We start from the raw sequence: 19,943 nt of genomic DNA on the forward strand, positions 1-19,943 counted from the left end.
GAAGATATTTGGGGGTGTTGGCAAACAATGCTATAATGGACAAGTAGTTATTTTATCATTGAAGGAGTAGATTACTGTGTCCATTTATGATATTGAAGTTCAGACCATCTCGGGAGAAACGAAGTCACTTTCCGATTACAAAGGCAAAACATTACTTATTGTCAATACAGCAAGCGCTTGTGGACTTACGCCTCATTACAAAGGTTTGCAGAGTTTATACGAGCAATATCAAGAAAAGGGCCTTGTTGTTCTAGGATTCCCTTGTAATCAATTTGCCGGTCAAGAGCCGGGGACCAATGAAGAAATTCAAAGTTTCTGTGAGCTTAATTACAATGTCACTTTCCCGATGTTTGCAAAGATCGATGTGAAAGGTGAACACGCTCACCCTTTATACACTTATTTGCTAAGCCACACTCCAGAACCTTACCGCACTGGCGATATTGAATGGAATTTCGTGAAATTCCTTGTTGATGCTAACGGTAGCGTAATCAAGCAGTACGGCGCGAGAACGGAACCTTCCGATATTGCAGCAGATATTGAAGCGGTTCTAGCCTAAAGGCATTCAGAAAAAAGTTGTTGCATTGCTGACAACCCACCGCTATAATCAGTAATAATTATGACAGTGAAGGAGTCGAATCAATATGAAGAACACAGTTTGGTTCGTACAATTTCATTATTTTTATAGGCGTTAGCACATACCTGAACTTATCAGGGTGGGCTAACGCATTTCGCGTTGGCCTCCCTGCGAGATAGTAATTCGCGCAGGACCATAGGTCCGGCGCGTTTTTTTATCTCGGGAGAAGGGACTAGGTGAAAGGTATGGGAAACAGCAATCAAAGGTATGAGAGTCCGGAAGAAGAGAGTCGGTTCATGAATCACCTCGAACAAGCCAAAGTTATCCTGTTAGCGCCTAAAGCTTCCTTGCAAGTGAATGCACGGATACGTGAACTAACGAGTGAATTGCAACTCGTTGGCATTGGGGTAAGAATGGAATGTCTTACTTCGGATTCAGGGAAACATATAGCTGAAGGGTTTGGCATGCGCTTCGTCATCTCAATAAGTGATAATTCGAAGGCGGAGAACGAAGTCAGCTTGATGGATTTGCAAGAAAACACGGAGATGACGATGCCTTGGGATCAAGCGATTTTCGTGATTGAGAACGTGTATCCGCCCGCCAATTTTACATAAAAGAAAACGGAGTGAAGATGAAGATGGGAATTCAAAATGGTTTTGTTTATGCGCATCCGGATGATGAGACCTTTCTCAGTGGATGTTTAATTCGCAAATATGCGGATGAAGGCAACGCGCCTGCGCTGCTACTAGCGACGAGGGGGGACGCAGGCCGGCATGGGTTGGAGAGAGCGACTGATAAGTCGGAGCTTGCCAGGGTGAGAGAAGAAGAAATGAATGTTGCTGCTGAAGTGTTGGGGATTTCCATTGTGGAACATTTGGGCTTCCCGGACGGTCAGTTGGCGAATATTGATTTCGACGATCTGGTTGCAGGCGTTATTTCATTTCTACAGCGTTATGAGGTAGAGAATGTATTCAGCTTTGCAGAAGATGGTGGGAATGGGCATCCGGACCATGTGACTATTTCCAAAGCTGCGACAGCTGCTGTTTTAAGCGGGAAATGCCCAAGCGTTCGCAAGCTATACTATGCGGCGTCAGGAATTTTACGGGAACGGGGGCTGCAGCCTTCAATTGTTGTGGATACGGAGCTGGGATGGTCAGTCAAAGCAGCTGCCCTGAAAGCTCATGCGACCCAGCATGTGGCTATCGCGAAATATTTTGGCGATTTGGAGGTTTTTCCGGAGGCGCGCAGATGGGAAGCTTTTGTACTGGGATGGGAAGATGGTGTGATGTGGCCGGAGACGGCGGGAAGACAGTAGGCTGATAAAAGTCGAAACATCATTAACAACAAATGCCATTCGTGCATATGGATAAGTAGGTTGCGAATTTTTGGACAAGGCGGGTAGGCTATAGATGACGATGATCATAAAAGTTGAAGCTGTGCTTATTGCAGATAACCCAGATACATTTATTACAAGAGAAATTGACGTTGCCGAGTTGAAATTTGGCGGTATAGAAGGTGATAGGCATTTTGGTCTATTTGCCAAAGCTGACTCCAGACAGCCTATGTATAAGAGAGGGACGGAAATCTTTAATCGTCGCCAACTTAGCCTTGTGTCTGTTGAGGAACTTCAAGGAATCGCAGACCGGTTAGGTGTCGAAACGATTCGGCCCGAGTGGTTGGGAGCGAACATTCTGGTGAGCGGCGCGCCGGACTTAACCAAGCTTTCCATGGGCATTCGCATGATGCTTTCAAGTGGCGGCGGGTTAGTATCTGAGGGGGAAAATGAGCCGTGTGCCGGGCCAGGCAGAGTGATCGCGGAACAATATGACGATAAAAGTTTAACGAAACATTTTATCATTCAAGCGCAGAAAAGCAGGGGAATTGTCGCCTATGTGGAACGCCCAGGTGAGATTAAACCAGGGGATCTTATCGAAATTCACCTGCCTACCCCCTGAAAACAGCACGCCGTTGCGAAAGCTATTTTTGATTGGAAATAGCCTGGTAAAAGTTGGCTCTGGAAGGTGTAGAGAAATGACATTAAGCAACTGTGAGGCATGCGGAAAAGTTTTCATAACACAATTTGAAAAACGTTGTAAACCCTGTGCGCAACTGCTGCTGGTCGAGTCGCATAAGGTCAAAGATTTTGTTCGCAGCCATCCGGGTGCCACACTGATTGATGTGTATCATGAGACGGGCGTATCGCTTAAGACGATCAAAGAGTTGATACAGGAATGAGTGAAAACGAAATCGTGACTTATTTTTTTACATATATACATAAAACGAAAATAAGCGGACATACTATCTTTGACGGTGAAAGCAGAGAGGTGTCGTGTCAAAGACAATTTACACCAAGGGAAGTTGTTGTTGAATCCGTATAGAAGCGAGGAGATGTGCCGCAGAAATCATTAATGTGGTCAAGTACTGCAATAGTGTGATGAGGTAGAGACCAAGCTGAGTTAAGGTTCATAGCATAGTACCATAAATCTATTCACCGTCAATGAGGACTCCGAGAGGGGTCCTTATTTCGTATGTTTTGGGGTACACTCTTCCTAAAAGTATGAAAAACCCGACAAAGTCAACACAGCCAACACAGCCGTTTATCCTTGTGTTCACTGGAAGAGTAACTGGAATTTCTACTGTTAAAAACGGCGCGGAGTGGGATTTCAATAAAATAACTGGAGTTGGTGGAGGTAATTCAGTCGATTCGAATCATTTTTGAGGAAACTTGAGGAAATAGAAGGATAAATTCCATATAATGGATCGCAAGTGGTGGAAATGATCAGACTAAGCTGCACTTTTTCCCGTTAAAATTCAAGGGAATGGTGATGGGGGAAGGGACAAGGCTGATGAGTATAAGGCTTACGTTGCATTATATACAACGAAATGGCCTCGTTTGACGGCGAATGCGGTCTTTGATTGCACAATATACAACCATTTGTTGTGAAAAGGTGAGATGTAAGCGTTTTAGTGTAAGATTCGTTGCATAAAGTACAGTATAGAGGTGTACTGAGGCCTAGTTACAGCCAAATGGTTGCACAATGTACAGGCCTGTTGATTATCCACAAAATGGCAGGTAAAAAGGCCGCCCATTCGGTAAACTGTTTGTACCCCTACAAACATCCGAAAGAAGGCGACCTCATGAAAAAGTCTACTATGTTCTCGAATATTCTGCAAACAATTATACCGAAAGAAGAAGTGCTTCCTCTTATCAAAGAAGAGTCCTACGTTGATTCTGCGCGGAAATTTACTGTTTATGATCTCTTTCTTTTTTTATCGCAAGCCGCACTCCAGCAATGGGACGGCTACCGAGATGGTGAAAAACGCATGTCTTCTTGTGGACTTGTAAAAGCTGATCACTCCACGATTTCAAAAAAAGCCAAAGATGTCCCATTTGAGGTGTTCAAGCAGCTGTTGCGTCTGATGATTCAGAAATGTAATCGCCCAACGCGTCGTCGTTTAGGTATCCCTAAGGAATTGCTTGTAGTGGATTCCACTAAGATTACGGTTGGTAAAGAACGATGGCCATGGGCGCCGCTAAAAGGTGAAAAAGCAGGAATTAAACTCCACGTTTCAATCATTGCAGATGCAGGTCAGCTACATAAAGTTACAGAAACAACGGGGAATCGCCCAGATCTATTAAGCTGTAATGACGTACGCGACGACCGTTTCATACTAGTAGCTGACCGCGCTTATGGTAAGCATAAACAATTTGATGATTATCAGGAACAAAACCAATATTTCGTGATTCGCCTCAGGGATAACACACATTTTCATGAACCTAAACGGAGGACACGAAAACGTCCATTTGCTGGCACAATTGAACAAGATTTAACCTGTCAGTTAGGAGCGAAGTCGACGCTTTCAAAAAATAGGTTTCGTGTCGTTATTCTAAAGGATCCGCATGGCAATCCTGTTATTCTGGCAACCAATCTACATAGGCCCTCTGTCGAAAAAATTGCTGAGATGTATAAGAAGCGGTGGCAAATCGAGGTTTTTTTTCGTTGGATTAAGCAGCATTTGAATGTACCGATGATATTTGGAACAACGCCAAATGCCGTTTATGGCCAGTTGTACACAGCTTTATTGGTATATGTCTTGCTTAAATTTGTATTCGAACAAGGAAATTCCAAAGTACATCCAAGTGCCCAGTTATCTTTTGCCGAATTCGATCGGTTATTTGGTATGAACGATTTGCAAGCAGAATGGTTGGTCTATTTGACAAGTAATTTTACTTTCTCATGAACCCATTTTTTGGTAGATCAACAGGCCTGCACAATGTACAACATAGAATGCTGCTCCAGTCGTAACTTGGTTATGAGTGATAAAAGGTGTGACGGAGTGAGGTAACGAAGGTACGGCTTAGCAGCAAAATCTAAGGCTTACGTTGCACTTAATACAGCGTAATGGTGTCGTCTGACGGCAAATGCGGTTACACGAAAACAATCCCCCGGTGCCAGCGAATCGAGTCGAGACGAGTCGAGGCAATCGGGGGATTGTTTGCTGTGGTCATCGCTTTGCAAACACATCTAGCAGCAGCTCATCCTTAACGGGATCCTGCATATCCCAAGCTGTTGCAAATCGTACCTGATGCGAAACGCCCATAATCTCGTATTTTTGCACGAGATGCTGACGGGCGGAGCCGATGATCAGGGAATGCAGCCGCAGCTGCTTTTTTTGGCCCAGCAGCGCTAGCTGCTGCTGCGTTGCTTTGGAGATCTGGCCAACGCCATCGGTGACCATCACGAAATCGGCATCGCGAAACTGCGGCTGATGCTGAACGATGTCCATGCCTCTGCCTAGCGGGGCATCGAAGTTGGTACCGCCGCCGAAGGCAAGCTGCGCAAGGCCATAGAAGCGTTCCCAGTCGGGACGCTTGTAAGACAAGATGTGCTCGACCAGCTCGCCTTTGGCGCCGAACAGCAGCAGGACGAAGTCCCGCCGCTCGAGAAGCGCAAAGGAGGCGAAGGTCGCCGTGAACAGCTGGGCAAGCCGGAGCTTGCTGCCGCGCATCGAATGCGACGTGTCGAGCATACAGATCACGGGACCTTTTTGTGGTTCTGGAGAGGAACCGCTGTAATTATAAGTCATGAGCTTATTTTCCATCCATTTGACAAGAAAATAAGGCTCAAAATCTTCATCCGCGAGCAAACTGGCTTCGCTTGGCAGCAAATGCGCGATGTCTCCGGATTGCCGCAGATCATCGTAGGATTCAGGGACATACGGCGAGCGCTGCTTTTTCCGCTGAACCCGCAAATGATGGATGTTGCGGCCCACCTCCTGCAAGAAAGCGACCAAATCCTTGCTGCGCTTCAGCTTTTCAATCCACTGCACGTAGTGCTCGAACGTCTGCCTCCGCAGCTTCCCCAGCTCGCTGCCCCAGCGCCGGTTCGCAAGCCGCTGACTCGCCTGCACGAGCTCGTGCACATTAAAGCTGTCCGCCTCTTCGAGGGACAGCGTCTCCTTCAAAGATCGCCCGAGCCAGTCGCCAAGCTCGGACTCAAGCTCCTGCATCGCGGCGAGGTCGCGGGCGCTCATGCGGTCCAGCTGCCGCTTCCGGCGCTCGAGTTCCTCTTCCGCCTTGCGAAGCTTGGCTTTCAGCTTGTCGCGTTTCATGAACTCCGTACGCAGCTCGCCTTGCAGTTCCAAGATGCGCTGTTTCAATGCGCGGATCTCGTCTACAACCAGCGGCCGTGAGTCGGAGGCCTCTTGCTTGTCCTCTACAGCTCTTTTTCCCTGCTGCAGGGTATATCCAACAAGCCTCAGCTTCTCAATTTGTTTATCGGTGAGCCGCTCGCTGACGCTTTTGTCCTCTTGACCGCTCATTTGCTGTTTTTTCTCCAAACCGATGCCGATCTGCTGCTGCTCTTTTTGCCGTTTTTTTACTTCTTTCTCGTATGACTCCGTTAGCCACATTAGCGCTTTGAGCGCCGTCTTAAAGGAAGCGTTCACTTGTCCAATTGTGCGCGGGTGAATGGAGACATAGAAGTATTGTTTGGTCAAGGTCAACACCATCCAACGATGGAAAGGTGTTTCCTCGGAAGCTGCATCGATCTCAGGCTTTGTTAAGTAAAAGCACATGAAGAAATCGGCAAACAGTTCAAGCGAAAACCAGGGAGCTTGCCGCACCGCTTCGCGCATCCACTCCTGGGCGACGCGGGAAGAATGAACATAACCTTCAAACACATACCGATCGACCCGTGTGCAGCGAATGATCATAGCGTAACCTCTTATAGGGTATAGTCGTACACGATTCCCGGAATTTCACGGTCAAACAATGTGCGATATAAGCCTTGAATGGATTGTAGAATGCGTTCACCCTGGATGCGAAGGTGCGTAAATTTGACGGCATACTGTTCGGGATGCTGCAGGAAAATGGATTGTGAAGCAATCCATTCGGGCAATTTCTTCTCTTTTTCCTGCCAAGAGACAAGTCTGCCTCGTAAACTGCGTGCCGTATCCTCAAGCTCCGTGCGGCATTCTTCCAAGCTGCCCTTCAGGCGTTCAGCGGCGTCTTTGGATAAGGAACCGCCGATTTCTTTTTTGAATTGGAAGGCATGGAGCTCATCTTCCTTGTCCAGCCATTTTTTAACCGTCATATTGTACTGCTGCAGAGGAAGCTCCTGTTCCATCTCGCGTTTGAGCATATCCTGAAATAACGTATCAAAAACCGCTTTAACTTCAGGCAAATCCTCTGGAAAATCCCAAAGCATGTGCGGAGTGAGGACGGTGTCCCAAACGCCAACAGCACTTCGTCCGTGGATAGCGGCTGAAATTTTCCAAGTATGTCCTATTTTATTCCAACGCCGATCGGAGAGCACGTATTCTTTCTCTTGAAGGGCTGTTTTTAACTGGAAGAGCATGTAAATCAAAGCATCCGGCAACTGCACGTCCATCGCTTGTGATCTCAATTGGTTGATCAACTCTGTTGAAAGCAGTGTGGGAAGAGGCGATTTCGGCGCTTGAAACATCAGTTCAAAGCTGGAAATTTGCTTGACATACTCGACTTCAAAGCGGAACAAAAAGCGATCGTAAAGTGCAGCCAGCTGCTCGTTATCTTCAGGCAATTCGTTGGAGGCCGCCATTAAAAATAACAGAGGCGACGGCTGTTTCAGACGTCCGTTGAAGAAAACGCGCTCATTTAATATCGATAAGAGCGAGTTAAGAATCGCACTGTTTGCTTTGAATATTTCATCCAGGAAGGCGAAACGTGCGCTAGGCAGATATCCTTCCGTGAGGCGACTGTACTCATCTTGTTTTAATTTTTGCAAAGAGACTGGGCCGAATAACTCGTCTGGCGTCGTAAAGCGAGTCAATAAATAGTCGTAATAGGGCTCATTGCCGAATAATTCTGCTGCAGCTCGGGCCAGCTGCGATTTCGCCGAACCGGGAGGTCCGACCAATAGGACGTGTTCACCGCTCATGATCGCAAGGAGCAAGGCTCGGATGAGTTCTTCACGCTCCATGAACCTTTTCTCGAGATGCCCCATAGCTTCTCTTAATTTGTTCTGTATGACGATGGGATCTTTCATCATCGGTGTCCCCCTTGGCGTAGACTTCAGCAATATTGTATCAAACTGATCTGCAAACATCGAATTTTCGGGAGATCTGTCTCATCATGAGTCAGATACCTTAGTCTGCTCTTTATTCTGCCTTGTATTTGCAGTTCCTTCCGGCGAATGAGAAAATAGGAGCATATGTGGAAAAAGGAGTGATTATATGCGAATTGGTGTCATTTCCGATACGCATCTATCCGCGAGAGTACAAAAGCTGCCGGATACGCTAGTAGCAGGATTAAAAGGTGTTGACCTGATTCTGCACGCAGGAGATTGGGTGAGTGAGCATGTCGTCGATCTCGTTGAGCAAATTGCTCCATGCGAGGCTGTGGCCGGGAATAACGACGGTCATGACATAATAGAGCGGTTTGGTTTGAAAAAAATCGTGACCGCCGGTAAGTATCGAATCGGTCTTATTCACGGTGACGGCTTCCGTAAGACGACAGAGGAAAGAGCCCGGGAAGCATTCCGGGAAGAGCAGCCGGACATCATCATTTTCGGGCATTCTCATGTTCCTTATCATCAAACTGTTGACGGGATCCTGATGTTCAATCCGGGCTCGCCAACGGATAAAAGAAGACAGCCTCAATATTCCTATGGCATTATCGAATTGAGCGATCGTATTCTGGCGCAGCATTATTTCTATGAGAGCAAAGCTTAGTCCCGGGTTAGCGTGCTCACGTCTTGCTTCCACTTCGTCTACATTCGACGAATGTTAAATAATTCCTTCATACTTTTCGTTCGCGCTTAGGTATTTACCGTGTTACTCGCTAACAGAGAGACATACACTGACAATATTCTTATTTGCGAATGGCGGTGGTGTTTAGGTGCGAACGACGGTAGGTGTCTTACTTGATTTAAAAACGTACAAGGGGATAGTAAAGCGAAGAACTGGGAATGAACGTATAGCGTTGTATGATCGAGCAGGCAACAAGTGGGGAATCAAGCCTTTCTATATGTGTTTGAGGTATGTGAACAGGAAATCAGCTTTGGGTTATTTTTACACCAATCATAAATACAAGCTTGTCCGGAGGAATATTCCTCGTGTCACACATAACCGCGCCATAACCTTAACGCCATATTTGAAAAAAAAATTAAACGAGCTATCACGCTACAGCTATGTATTTAATAGGCAAAATCGCTATGACAAACATCTCATTCATCATCTTATTCATAAGAATGCACATCTCCGCAAGTATTTGCCGGAGTCTACGAAATACACGCGCAAACAGTTGGAGTCGGCCATGTCCAAGTATACCTCACTTTTTATTAAACCAACGAACAGCAGTGTAGGGAACGGCATCATGAAAGCTTCAAAGCAAGCAGGCGGAGCTTGGAAACTGCATGGTGTTTTCAGCAAACCTAAGCTTGTATCCCGGGAGCGGGCCATACTTTTAATTCATAAAAAAGTTCGCAAACAAAGGTATATGATTCAAGAAGCCATACCTTTAGCGACATACAAAGGCAGGCCTTATGACATCAGGGTATCTGTGCAGCGAAGTGAGAACGGACAATGGCAGATCACAGGCATCGTGGGCAAAGTCGCAGCTAGAGGTCGTCACGTGACCAATGTTGCCAAAGGGGGCCAAGTGAAGCGCTGCGAGGAGCTTTTTAAGTCGAGCGGGTTTAATGCCGCACACATTACGGAGGAAATACATCAAGCATCGTTAGCGATAGCGAGGCATCTAGGCAGTAGTCTGCCTCACATGGCTGATCTTGGGCTGGATGTAGGTGTTGATCAAAGCGGAGGCATCAAGTTAATTGAAGTGAACGGAAGAGATCAGCGTTATTCCTTCAGAAAAGCGAAAATGCATGCAACTTTTTATAAAACGTATGAAGCACCGATACAGTATGCGAAGTTTTTGCTGAAATGACGAGAGCACGAAATGACATTCCCGGGAGGCCGGGAGTGTTTTTCGTGCTGGCTGCATTCATTTTCTGAAAATACTAGGTTTCGATTTCATTCAGCCTGTTAAGTGCTTCGCCGGCGAGGGTATAGGTCGGGGACAGCCCATATGCCTTTTCATAGGCGTTTATGGCCTCTTGGTCATTTCCTAATTTTTCCCAGCATAAACCTAAATAATAATACGCATGAAAGCTGCCTGTACCTCGTAATGTTAGATGTTGCCCTGTCATTTCCCCCGACTCAATGCAATGCCGAAAAACGTCAATTGCCGCAGCGTACCACCCCTTCAAATAGCAAATCACACCTTTATAAAAATGTAGATCGACATAATCGGGATACAAGGCAATAGCTTTCTCGATACCGGGCCAGGCGCCATCGATGCTCCCTGTGTTAAAGAGGATGGCATATTTCAGTTTATACAGCATAGAAGGGGGCATTTTACCTGATTGAATGAAGCGGACGATGGATAGATTCACATACTCAAATGCTTTGTCATATTGATGCACGCGATAGTACTCGCTGGCTATGTGGTATTCAATCCAAGGATTCGAAGTTGCCGCTGGAGCGCTTGCTTCCTGCTGCAGGAGGGTCATATTGCGGGCAAACTTGTTTTTCTGAATCGTAATTGGTTCCATATATCCGCGGTGAAATAATTTGAGAGGGATCATTCCCAAAAGGTCCGTCGTGTCACGATCAAGGAAAATGTCATCGATATTCAGTGTTTCATGGATGGCATATTTAAACTTTAACCCGATGTGATTGCGAAAAAAACGTGGATGAGCAATATGAAATGCTTCGTCTTCATTTGGCGTTTCGCCAATATAATTGACTAAATGGAGGGATAAAACGGAAGCCTTGTGTCTCTTGAAGCACCCTGTGTAAATCGAAATCACCTAGAGGCGACAATTCCTCATCAGCATCCAAATATAGGATCCAATCCGACTTGGCATGCTCTAGCCCATAATTCCTGGCATCTGCAAAATGGTTATTCCATTCGTAAGTAAGGACAGAAGCCCCCATGGAACGGGCAATCTGCACAGTGTTGTCTAATGAACCCGTGTCCACAACGATCATTTCATCAATCCATCCTTGGACACTTCGTAAACAGGTTTCAATCAGGCGTTCTTCGTCTCTCACAATCATGCACAGCGAAACTGTTGGGCGGCTCATCCAAAGGCACCTCCGGTTTAATCACTTATGGCCATAGATATGCGCACACCTTCAATTACATGAAAGAAGGGATGATTACATGCAGCCATGTCAGCATATTTATCAGCTGCAAGATAAGACGAGGATCATGGTTGGACTTCAGTCCAACTGGCACGGGCATGAAATCTTTTGCGTTGCGGGGCAGCGCCATGAGTAAATTGACACTTTCCATGGTTGTAAAAAACGAAAGCCACCGCTACTTGCGCAAGGCACTACTCCAGCATCGCGACTGGATTGATGAAGCAGTCATCATTGATGACGGAAGTACAGATGATACTTCAGAGATTTGCGAAGAGCTTTTGTCCGGCATCCCTTTGCAGTTGATTCGCAATCCTGAATCGCGTTTTGCCAATGAAGTGCAGCTAAGGAAGCAGCAATGGGAAGCGACAGTGCAAACCAATCCGGAATGGATCCTGAATCTGGATGGCGATGAGCTCCTGGAGGATCAATTTGCTAATCAAGTGCGTGATTTGCTGAGCCACTGTGAACAGGATGCCATCTATTTTCGGCTGTACGATATGTGGAGCGAAACCAGTTATCGGGATGATGCTTACTGGAGTGCCCATCATTACTACCGTCCTTTCCTGATCCGATATAAACCGGATTTACCATATCTCTGGAAAGAGACGCCTCAGCACTGCGGCCGCTTCCCGGCCACGATCAACCATTTTTCCTATTTATGCCACCCTGCCAGAATCAAGCACTTTGGATGGGCGAAACCGGAAGACAGGATCGAGAAATATGAGCGGTATATGCGACTTGATCCAAACGCCCAATATGGCTGGAAAGAGCAGTATGATTCCATTCTGGATGAACATCCCAACCTTGTGACTTGGGAGGAATAGCCAATTGATAACGATTAGTTTATGTATGATAGTCAAAAATGAAGAGCAGTCGCTGCATCGCTGTCTTCACTCTGTAAGAGAAATAGCGGATGAAATCATTATTATAGATACAGGTTCTACGGATAAAACCAAGGAGATTGCTTCCTCTTTTACGGAATTTATCTATGATTTGACATGGAAGGATCATTTCGCTGAGGCCAGGAACTTTGCTTTTTCTAAAGCGACTAAGGACTATCTCTTATGGCTGGATGCGGATGACGAGTTTGAAGAGACAGACCGGCTGAAATTCAAAGCGCTTAAAGAGGACTTGGATCCTTCCGTTGACAGTGTGATGATGCCATATCACTTAGCTTTTGATGCTGATCATAACGTAACAACGAGTCTTAAACGCAACCGTTTAGTCAGGCGGGCAGCCGGGTTTCGTTGGGAAGGTCCCGTGCATGAAGTGCTGATCGTCAGCGGTAACGTGATTCAGTCGGATATTGCCGTTACCCATAAGAAGGATAAGGCGTATACCGACCGGAATTTGCGGATTTATCAAAAACGCGAGTCAGAGAATGAATCTTTTTCCCCACGAGATCTGTACTACTTTGCTAATGAGCTTAAAGATCATGGTCTTCATGAAAAAGCGGTTATGTATTACGAACGTTTTCTTGCTACCAAACAGGGATGGCGTGAGGATTGTTTTGCCGCTTGCCTGAAGATGGGAGATTGTTACGGCAATCTAACGAATCGGCAGATGCAGCTGAGGACTTGGTTCAGAACCTTGCTATATGGAAAGCCAAGAGCGGAGATGATCTGTCGGGTGGGAAACTTTTTCTACGAAGACAACAAGCTGGAACTTGCGATCTATTGGTTTCAGAAAGCAACCTCGTTAGGAGAGCCAACCGACTATGCCGGTGTGGTTGATCATGCGGCTTGGACTTGGATGCCACACTTGCACCTCTGCTTGTGTTACGACCGAATGGGGCAGAAGCAGAAAGCGGAGCTGCATAATGAGATTGCCTATGTCTACAACCCGACTCATCCGAGCATTTTGCATAATAAAGCTTATTTTGCTAATCTCCGCCGAGAGGAGAAGGCACTTTGAGTCCTAAAAAGCGTGTCCTGATTGGAAGCCCCATTCGCCAAGTACCTGAAATTCTTACACCATTTCTTACTTCACTTGCTGAACTTGAGCGCAAAAACTTTATGGTGAGCTATTTATTCGTCGACGATAATGAGGTAGAAGCTTCACAGCAATTACTGCTTGATTTTCAAACGAAATATGGCCGGACAGTCATTCACAATGAAGAGAAACATGCCCAAACCTATGAGAAAGATGAATTCACTCACTATTGGCCGGAGGATACGATTTGGAAAGTAGCCAGAATGAAGGACAATATCCTTTCTTATGCCTTAGAAAAGAAATTCGATTATGTATTTCTGATTGACTCCGATCTCGTTTTACACCCGCACACGCTTGAGCAGCTTGTGTCGGCGAACAAAGCGATTATCGCCAACATTTTCTGGACGAAATGGCAGCCGGATACGATGGAAATGCCCCAAGTTTGGCTGAGCGACCAGTATACGCTGTACCACAAAGGCAGGCAGGAATCTTTAGCCGACGAGGAGTCAGCTAAGCGGACTTGGCAGTTCTTCGCTCAACTGAGAATACCGGGTATTTATGAGGTTGGCGGGCTTGGGGCGTGCACCTTGATCAGCCGCAAAGCCATTCAAGCCGGTGTACGTTTTGCGGAAATCCCTAATTTATCATTCTGGGGGGAAGACCGGCACTTCTGCATTCGCGCACGCGCTTTGGGCTTCTCACTCTACGTGGACACTCATTTTCCCGCCTATCATATTTATCGCAAGTCAGAATTGGCCGGTGTTGACGCCTATAGGCAAGGCAGCATTGGGGTGAACGCCGATGAACGCAAGATCACAGTCAGTCTATGTCTCATTGTCAAAAATGAAGAAAACGCACTTCCAATATGTCTCCATTCCGTGCGGGGTATTGCCGATGAAATTATAATTGTCGATACGGGCTCTACGGATAGGACGAAGGAAATTGCCGCCAGATATACCGACCGAATTTATGATTTTGCTTGGGTGGATGATTTTGCTGCAGCCAGAAACTTTGCTTTTTCCAAAGCAACGAAGCAGTACATTCTATGGTTGGACGCTGATGATACACTGACGGAGAAAGATCGGCTGCTATTTCTCGAATTGATTCAGACGATGGAGCCGCTTGTGGATCGCGTGTCGATGAATTATAACCTCAGCTTTGATGAGAATCAGAATGTGACGTATAGTCTGCGCAGAAACCGGCTAGTTCGCCGAGATTGCCAGTTTCAATGGATTGGCGCTGTGCATGAATATTTAGCGGCAAGCGGATCCGTTCTCCATAGTGAAATTGCGGTCACACACCGGAAAGATAAGCTGCATACGGATCGCAATTTACAAATCTATCGGAAGAAACTTGCCGGAGGAGAGACGTTAAGTTTACGTGATCAATTTTATTATGCTAACGAATGCAGAGAACATGGTCATTATGAGGAAGCTGTGACGTATTATGAAGATTTCCTTCAATCGCCAGACGGCTGGTTGGAAGATAAAATTGCTGCTTCCCTTCATTTGGCAACCTGTTACAGCCATTTAGGTAAGAGAGATGAGCAACTGATGGCTTTGTTCAGATCATTCGAATTCGATACGCCTCGCGCAGATTGCTGCTGCCGAATCGGGTCTATTTTTCTGGGGGAGCAAGATTATTTGCAAGCGATCTATTGGTATGAGTCCGCAACACAGTTTACCAAGCCCAAGGAATCGATGGGTTTCATGGATCACTCGTCCTGGACGTGGCTGCCACATGTTCAGCTTTGTCTGTGTTACGACCGGATCGGCAAGGTGGATAAGGCGAAATTTCATCATGATATTTCTTATTCGTACAATCCCAAACATCCATCCGTCATTCATAATCAACGTTATTTTGAGCAAATTGGAGTTAAATAGAGCTGCATGAAGTTCGATAAAAAAGTTCGATAAAACAAGTTCACGAGCATATATATTAGCAAACGAAGCAACTTGAGCCGATAGGAGGGAAGGGAATGTCACAAGCGAATATACCTAACATTACCCCCATAATATCACTAACATTAGGGGGGACTGTGAATTTATTATTAGCTTCCATTGCTTTGGAGGAACTTGCCTTAGCACATATCGTCAATGCGGAAGCAGAGAAGATCCAATATGTGGTTGGTACATTATTTCCGGCGGTTACGCCACCAACGACTACTATCTCGAATTTGTTATTGATTAATGACAGTGTTAGAAAAACGTTACAAGACGTGATAAAGAAAGAAATGCTGCTGCAATTTAAGATGGAAAATATTTTGGATCATTTTCCAAATGAAGTGACGTAGATTGTTTTGCAAAAAGAGCCCGAAAGGGCTTTTTTGTTTTTATTTTCCAAATAGAGGCTGAAAAAATCATGAAAGGAGACAACCATCATATACTAAATTGAAGGTGCGGATAAATGCCGAAATGTTCCTATCTTACAAATACAGGAGTTGAAAGACATGTCCATGCCTAATATTCCTGACATTAAACCAGAGATTATTCTGAAACGAAAAGAAGTCATTAATTTATTATTAACCTCGATTGCTCTTGAGGAGATCGGACTTTCTCACATCATTAATGCCGAAGCTGAGAAACTTCAGCACGTTCTGAAAGACCGTTGTCTGACCATTAACGAAGCATTGCTCATTAATTCGAGCGTGGATCGCATGATGCGGAATATCATTAGCAATCAAATGCTCTTAACCTTTAAATTATCGGATATCATGAAACTCGAAGAAAAGGAAGAGCTCTCGGAGTATGTCATAGATGAATGTGAAGAATAGAAGTTGATTTCAGGCGAAAGGGGAGTGAATCGTTGAGTGTCCATGCAAAGTTTCCCTATGAGCAAGTGCCTCCTTCCTATTCGGCTGCGATCACTCAATTATTGCAGTCTCTTGCTTCTGAAGAGGAATCCCTGGCTAAACTAATGCGGACGGAAGCGGATAAAACATCATCCTTTGTTGGAAGAGATCTCGATTTTCCGACTGCGCCAACTACACAGGAAATTCTCGTTTATAATCATAGTGTCATTCAATTCCTGGATTCCATGGTAATGACCCAATGGTTAATGCTTAAGAAGCTGCATGCTATCTCACATATGCAGTTCCTTCAAACAAGATCGTCCGCATTGCTTAATGAAGGGGAGGCAGAAAATATTATGGAACTGGAAAATTTGGAGTATGAGCATATCGACTACTGATCAAACCATAAACCAATGTGCAGCAGCCATCTCGCAGTTAAGTTTATCTGTTTTCCAACTTATAGAAGCGATTTTGTATCGGATAGAAAGTCAAGTAGATGAAGACAAGAGTGTGCTCTCTTTTCAAATTTGTGTCTTGCTTACGTCCTTATTGGATGTTCATACAGCTCATCAGCGTAAAAATCAAAGTCTTTCCTGGATTGAAAAGAACAAACGTCAGCTATTTTCATCGCCTGAAGTGCGCGAGAAGATTGCTGACCTATATACGTTACTCCAGCAGACAGATCTTGTCACAAGTCCAGAATGCATGGAGCGATTAGATGAGTTTAAGATCTATTATCCGTGCAACCCAATTCAACCTGAAGCTGAACGGACGGAAATAGAAACTCAAGCAACTGTATCCGAACAATCTCCAATTGAAAACATTCAGCACATGGAGATAATTACGAGCAGCCAAACCCAAATGTCGGCGTCACCGCCGCCGCTTATGTTTACTCAACGAGAACGAAAAACCAGCTCTAAAAAGCGTTAGTAAGTAATTTCAAGGGTTGTCCCTCAGTCAAGGAAGTGACTGATGGGGCGACCCTTTTTGCTTAGGTAGATGAGCTTGATTTAATTTCCAAAATTAGGTATGTGAGCAATCACCATTCTAAGATCGGAGAATAATCTGTAACTATCGAATGGAGGTTGGGATACATGTCACAGGCTAATATACCTAATATATCACCAAATATTACTGTAACGCGCGATCAAGCGATAAATTTATTGCTTTCGTCGATTGCCATGGAAGAGCTTGGGTTAAGTCATATTCTCAATGCGGAAGGTGAGAAGCTCCAGTACGTACTGGGCACATTGCCGGGATTAACAGGACCACCGGCGACAATCAGTGATATTTTACTTATTAATGACAGTATGAAAAGTACGATTAATACGGTGGCTAGAAAAGAATTCCTTCTGCAGTCCAAGTTGGAAAGCATTCTTGAAACGCCTATCTCAGTAGGACCAACTGGTCCAGTTGGTCCTACTGGTCCAACTGGTGGGCCAGCTGTTGGTCCGACGGGAGAGACGGGTGCACAGGGTGTTGCAGGGGCAACGGGAGCGACCGGACTAACCGGTGCAACAGGAGCTGGTGCAACAGGCGCGACTGGAGACATAGGTCCAACTGGTGCAACAGGTTCAATTGGCGTGACAGGACCTACAGGAGCGGGGGCAACAGGTGCGACTGGGGTTGCTGGTCCGACAGGTGCAACGGGATCAATTGGGGTAACGGGTCCAACTGGAGCAGGGGCAACGGGAGCAACAGGTGTAGCTGGACCAACAGGGGCAACAGGACTTGATGGGTCTGGACCTATTATTCCTTACGCGTCGGGATTGCCGACGACCTTGACGACCATTGCCGGTGGTCTAGTGGGCACAGTGAGCTTGGTAGGTTTTGGAAACACAGCGACAGGCGTTTCCGTTTTGGGGGGAGTTATCGATTTAACCGGTGCGGGTGGAACACTGCTTAACTTCTCATTCTCAATGCCAAGGGCAGGAACAATCACGGCGATCTCCGCTTACTTTAGCACAACGGCTGCCTTGTTGCTAACGGGTTCGACCGTGACAATTACGGCTCAATTGTGGAGCTCGACGACGCCGAACAATTCATTTACGGCTATTCCAGGTGCTGTAGTAACCTTGACACCGGGACTTACAGGCATTCTGCCGATCGGCACGATTGCCAACGGAATCACGACTGGCTTGACGATACCTGTTACGGCACAAACAAGACTTTTACTCGTGTTTTCCTCTACAGCTACTGGTCTTTCTTTGGTGAATACAATTATTGGTTACGCTAGTGCCGGAGTTTCTATGGTTTAATTTGAACTTATAATTATAATGAAAAAGGGGTTGACTTCGACCAAAAGTCAACTCTTTTCGTATTTTAATGACTCCTTAGACGAGAGCGGGGGACTTCATCATGTCTTTAAGTGACTTTCCTAATCTTACACCGAACATTTCTATTACAAGAGAAGAGGCCATCAATCTGCTTCTCGCTTCAATCGCGTTGCAGGAACTTGGATTAAGTCATATTTTGAACGCTGAAGGTGAGAAGCTGCAGTATGTTTTAGGAACACTTCCCGGTGTAACTCCGATCCCGGCAACCATTAGCGACATCCTGCTTGTCAATGAAAGCATTAAGGATACGATTGCAGCGGTGAGTCTGGAGGAAGCCATTCTGCAAGCTAAATTAGCAGATGTGCTAGCTGCTCAAACGCTGCCGGGTCCTACGGGGCCAACTGGACCGACGGGTCCGCTTGGCGGTCCATCTGGACCAACAGGGGTGACGGGTGCGACGGGAGCAACGGGAGTGACGGGCGAAACGGGTGCGACAGGGCCGACTGGGGCAACGGGAGAGACAGGGGCGACGGGAGCAACGGGAGCAACGGGTGCGACAGGGGCGACAGGGGCGACAGGTGCAACGGGAGCGACGGGAGCAACAGGAGCGGCGGGTGCGACGGGAGCAACAGGAGCAACGGGAGTAGCGGGAGCGGCGGGTGCGACAGGGGCGACTGGAGCAACGGGAGCGACGGGAGTGACAGGTGCAACGGGTGCAACAGGTGCGACGGGAGCAACAGGTGCGACGGGAGCAACGGGAGCAACGGGAGCAACGGGAGCAACGGGAGTAGCGGGAGTGACAGGGGCGACGGGTGCGACGGGAGCAACGGGAGCAACGGGAGCAACGGGAGTAGCGGGGGCGACGGGAGCGGCGGGGGCAACGGGTGCAACGGGTGCAACGGGAGCGACGGGTGCAACGGGAGTAGCGGGAGCGACAGGGGCGACGGGAGCGACGGGAGCGACGGGGGCAACGGGAGCAATAGGAGCAACAGGGGCGACGGGAGCTGCGGGAGCGACGGGAGCAACGGGAGTGGCGGGTGCGACGGGAGCGACAGGGGCTACAGGAGCAACAGGAGCAACAGGCTCAGGAGCAACGGGTGCAACAGGCGCCACTGGAGCAACAGGTGATACAGGAACCAGTCTGACCGCGAATTCAGCGTTTGCATCAAACACGTCAGGCACGTTATTGGTTGTACTGGGCGGACTTAATATTCCTCTGCCGAATAACCAAGATATTGGCCCGGGGATTACGATTAATGGTGCTAATACGACTTTTACACTTGCGAATGCGGGTCGATATTACATTTCCTATAAATTAAGCGCCACAGCGGGCGTGCTCGCACAAACTCGCGTTATGCTAAACGGCGTAGCCATTCCAGCGTCCGTAACATCACCTGCAGTTGCCACGTCATCTTATTTAGCAGATTTTATCACTACGGTTACTGCAGGATCAACCATTATTCTCCAAATGTTCGGGTTGGTTGCGACGGTTGTATTATCGCCTCCGGGAGCAACCATTAATATCATTCGACTTAGCTGATCAAGGGATAAAAGGACATCTTACTGGACTGTAAAAATCATAAATTGAACCTTTGCCATATTGCAGACGCTTATAAAGTGGGATACACTGAGTCGATAGATGAGATCCATTTAGAAAGAATGAGTAAGGAGCGATACTCTT

The 19,943-nt window shown here is 46.6% G+C and carries 21 protein-coding genes; 17 read left to right on the forward strand and 4 right to left on the reverse strand.

What is annotated here, in order from left to right; all coding sequences use genetic code 11:
• Nucleotides 1–76: 76 nt before the first annotated feature.
• From ACKTT9_RS16225 to ACKTT9_RS16250, 6 genes are all read left to right on the forward strand, one after another.
• Nucleotides 77–556, forward strand: a complete 480-nt coding sequence (locus ACKTT9_RS16225; RefSeq protein ID WP_407872361.1) for a glutathione peroxidase — start codon at nucleotides 77–79, stop codon at nucleotides 554–556.
• Nucleotides 557–810: 254 nt separating this feature from the next.
• Nucleotides 811–1,188 carry a hypothetical protein gene (locus ACKTT9_RS16230; protein WP_407872362.1) on the forward strand — a complete coding sequence of 126 codons (378 nt, stop codon included), beginning with the start codon at nucleotides 811–813 and terminating at the stop codon, nucleotides 1,186–1,188.
• Nucleotides 1,189–1,211: 23 nt separating this feature from the next.
• Nucleotides 1,212–1,889, forward strand: a complete 678-nt coding sequence (locus ACKTT9_RS16235) for a PIG-L deacetylase family protein (RefSeq protein WP_407872363.1) — start codon at nucleotides 1,212–1,214, stop codon at nucleotides 1,887–1,889.
• Between the two features lie 94 nt (nucleotides 1,890–1,983).
• Entirely contained in the window at nucleotides 1,984–2,529 is a 546-nt protein-coding gene (locus ACKTT9_RS16240) for an MOSC domain-containing protein (protein WP_407872364.1), read from the forward strand.
• 76 nt (nucleotides 2,530–2,605) lie between these two features.
• Entirely contained in the window at nucleotides 2,606–2,809 is a 204-nt protein-coding gene (locus ACKTT9_RS16245) for a hypothetical protein (protein ID WP_157326634.1), read from the forward strand.
• Between the two features lie 903 nt (nucleotides 2,810–3,712).
• Nucleotides 3,713–4,816 (forward strand): IS4 family transposase, encoded by a 1,104-nt coding sequence (locus tag ACKTT9_RS16250; protein ID WP_407869802.1) that lies wholly within the window; start codon nucleotides 3,713–3,715, stop codon nucleotides 4,814–4,816.
• A gap of 264 nt (nucleotides 4,817–5,080) precedes the next feature.
• Here the strand turns inward: ACKTT9_RS16250 and ACKTT9_RS16255 are convergent, their stop codons facing one another.
• Together ACKTT9_RS16255 and ACKTT9_RS16260 are read right to left on the reverse strand one after the other, a co-directional pair.
• On the reverse strand, nucleotides 5,081–6,790 hold the full coding sequence (locus ACKTT9_RS16255) for a hypothetical protein (protein ID WP_407872365.1): 1,710 nt from the start codon (nucleotides 6,788–6,790) through the stop codon (nucleotides 5,081–5,083).
• Between the two features lie 11 nt (nucleotides 6,791–6,801).
• Nucleotides 6,802–8,103 carry an AAA family ATPase gene (locus tag ACKTT9_RS16260; protein ID WP_407873051.1) on the reverse strand — a complete coding sequence of 434 codons (1,302 nt, stop codon included), beginning with the start codon at nucleotides 8,101–8,103 and terminating at the stop codon, nucleotides 6,802–6,804.
• A gap of 187 nt (nucleotides 8,104–8,290) precedes the next feature.
• On the opposite strand from ACKTT9_RS16260, the gene ACKTT9_RS16265 reads away from it, so the two are divergent.
• Nucleotides 8,291–8,788 (forward strand): metallophosphoesterase family protein, encoded by a 498-nt coding sequence (locus ACKTT9_RS16265; protein WP_407872366.1) that lies wholly within the window; start codon nucleotides 8,291–8,293, stop codon nucleotides 8,786–8,788.
• A gap of 166 nt (nucleotides 8,789–8,954) precedes the next feature.
• On the forward strand, nucleotides 8,955–10,001 hold the full coding sequence (locus ACKTT9_RS16270) for a YheC/YheD family protein (RefSeq protein WP_407872367.1): 1,047 nt from the start codon (nucleotides 8,955–8,957) through the stop codon (nucleotides 9,999–10,001).
• Between the two features lie 73 nt (nucleotides 10,002–10,074).
• Here the strand turns inward: ACKTT9_RS16270 and ACKTT9_RS16275 are convergent, their stop codons facing one another.
• On the reverse strand, nucleotides 10,075–10,926 hold the full coding sequence (locus ACKTT9_RS16275) for a tetratricopeptide repeat protein (RefSeq protein ID WP_407872368.1): 852 nt from the start codon (nucleotides 10,924–10,926) through the stop codon (nucleotides 10,075–10,077).
• A complete protein-coding gene (locus ACKTT9_RS16280; RefSeq protein WP_407872369.1) occupies nucleotides 10,835–11,203 on the reverse strand; it encodes a glycosyltransferase family 2 protein in 369 nt (122 codons plus the stop codon). The genes ACKTT9_RS16275 and ACKTT9_RS16280 overlap by 92 nt, the downstream gene beginning before the upstream one ends.
• A gap of 188 nt (nucleotides 11,204–11,391) precedes the next feature.
• Between ACKTT9_RS16280 and ACKTT9_RS16285 the strand changes: the two genes are divergently transcribed.
• The 9 genes from ACKTT9_RS16285 (at nucleotide 11,392) to ACKTT9_RS16325 (ending at nucleotide 19,802) form a co-directional block, all read left to right on the forward strand.
• Complete coding sequence (locus ACKTT9_RS16285) at nucleotides 11,392–12,087, forward strand: glycosyltransferase (protein ID WP_407872370.1); 696 nt, start codon at nucleotides 11,392–11,394, stop codon at nucleotides 12,085–12,087.
• A gap of 4 nt (nucleotides 12,088–12,091) precedes the next feature.
• Nucleotides 12,092–13,177: a glycosyltransferase gene (locus ACKTT9_RS16290; RefSeq protein ID WP_407872371.1), complete on the forward strand. Its 1,086-nt coding sequence runs from the start codon at nucleotides 12,092–12,094 to the stop codon at nucleotides 13,175–13,177.
• Nucleotides 13,174–15,078 carry a glycosyltransferase gene (locus ACKTT9_RS16295; protein ID WP_407872372.1) on the forward strand — a complete coding sequence of 635 codons (1,905 nt, stop codon included), beginning with the start codon at nucleotides 13,174–13,176 and terminating at the stop codon, nucleotides 15,076–15,078. The genes ACKTT9_RS16290 and ACKTT9_RS16295 overlap by 4 nt, the downstream gene beginning before the upstream one ends.
• A gap of 95 nt (nucleotides 15,079–15,173) precedes the next feature.
• A complete protein-coding gene (locus ACKTT9_RS16300; RefSeq protein WP_407872373.1) occupies nucleotides 15,174–15,488 on the forward strand; it encodes a hypothetical protein in 315 nt (104 codons plus the stop codon).
• Nucleotides 15,489–15,644: 156 nt separating this feature from the next.
• Nucleotides 15,645–15,968, forward strand: a complete 324-nt coding sequence (locus tag ACKTT9_RS16305; RefSeq protein WP_157326626.1) for a hypothetical protein — start codon at nucleotides 15,645–15,647, stop codon at nucleotides 15,966–15,968.
• Between the two features lie 32 nt (nucleotides 15,969–16,000).
• Nucleotides 16,001–16,384: a hypothetical protein gene (locus tag ACKTT9_RS16310; RefSeq protein WP_407872374.1), complete on the forward strand. Its 384-nt coding sequence runs from the start codon at nucleotides 16,001–16,003 to the stop codon at nucleotides 16,382–16,384.
• A complete protein-coding gene (locus ACKTT9_RS16315; protein WP_407872375.1) occupies nucleotides 16,365–16,916 on the forward strand; it encodes a hypothetical protein in 552 nt (183 codons plus the stop codon). Before ACKTT9_RS16310 ends, ACKTT9_RS16315 begins: the two co-directional genes overlap by 20 nt.
• Nucleotides 16,917–17,080: 164 nt before the next feature.
• A complete protein-coding gene (locus tag ACKTT9_RS16320; RefSeq protein ID WP_407872376.1) occupies nucleotides 17,081–18,244 on the forward strand; it encodes an exosporium glycoprotein BclB-related protein in 1,164 nt (387 codons plus the stop codon).
• 100 nt (nucleotides 18,245–18,344) lie between these two features.
• Nucleotides 18,345–19,802 (forward strand): BclA C-terminal domain-containing protein, encoded by a 1,458-nt coding sequence (locus tag ACKTT9_RS16325; protein ID WP_407872377.1) that lies wholly within the window; start codon nucleotides 18,345–18,347, stop codon nucleotides 19,800–19,802.
• Nucleotides 19,803–19,943: the final 141 nt, after the last annotated feature.

Origin of the sequence: Paenibacillus sp. P36 (genome assembly GCF_045866505.1) — a bacterium.
Taxonomy (GTDB): domain Bacteria; phylum Bacillota; class Bacilli; order Paenibacillales; family NBRC-103111; genus Paenibacillus_E; species Paenibacillus_E chondroitinus.

Bases quoted from the DNA above. Each gene is read 5' to 3' on its own strand.
- ACKTT9_RS16255 (WP_407872365.1), bottom strand. From the start codon at position 6,790: ATGATCATTCGCTGCACACGGGTCGATCGGTATGTGTTTGAAGGTTAT.
- ACKTT9_RS16320 (WP_407872376.1), top strand. From the start codon at position 17,081: ATGTCACAGGCTAATATACCTAATATATCACCAAATATTACTGTAACG.
- ACKTT9_RS16325 (WP_407872377.1), top strand. From the start codon at position 18,345: ATGTCTTTAAGTGACTTTCCTAATCTTACACCGAACATTTCTATTACA.
- ACKTT9_RS16245 (WP_157326634.1), top strand. From the start codon at position 2,606: ATGACATTAAGCAACTGTGAGGCATGCGGAAAAGTTTTCATAACACAA.
- ACKTT9_RS16250 (WP_407869802.1), top strand. From the start codon at position 3,713: ATGAAAAAGTCTACTATGTTCTCGAATATTCTGCAAACAATTATACCG.
- ACKTT9_RS16265 (WP_407872366.1), top strand. From the start codon at position 8,291: ATGCGAATTGGTGTCATTTCCGATACGCATCTATCCGCGAGAGTACAA.
- ACKTT9_RS16240 (WP_407872364.1), top strand. From the start codon at position 1,984: ATGACGATGATCATAAAAGTTGAAGCTGTGCTTATTGCAGATAACCCA.
- ACKTT9_RS16285 (WP_407872370.1), top strand. From the start codon at position 11,392: ATGAGTAAATTGACACTTTCCATGGTTGTAAAAAACGAAAGCCACCGC.
- ACKTT9_RS16305 (WP_157326626.1), top strand. From the start codon at position 15,645: ATGTCCATGCCTAATATTCCTGACATTAAACCAGAGATTATTCTGAAA.
- ACKTT9_RS16300 (WP_407872373.1), top strand. From the start codon at position 15,174: ATGTCACAAGCGAATATACCTAACATTACCCCCATAATATCACTAACA.
- ACKTT9_RS16260 (WP_407873051.1), bottom strand. From the start codon at position 8,103: ATGAAAGATCCCATCGTCATACAGAACAAATTAAGAGAAGCTATGGGG.
- ACKTT9_RS16315 (WP_407872375.1), top strand. From the start codon at position 16,365: ATGAGCATATCGACTACTGATCAAACCATAAACCAATGTGCAGCAGCC.
- ACKTT9_RS16280 (WP_407872369.1), bottom strand. From the start codon at position 11,203: ATGAGCCGCCCAACAGTTTCGCTGTGCATGATTGTGAGAGACGAAGAA.
- ACKTT9_RS16235 (WP_407872363.1), top strand. From the start codon at position 1,212: ATGGGAATTCAAAATGGTTTTGTTTATGCGCATCCGGATGATGAGACC.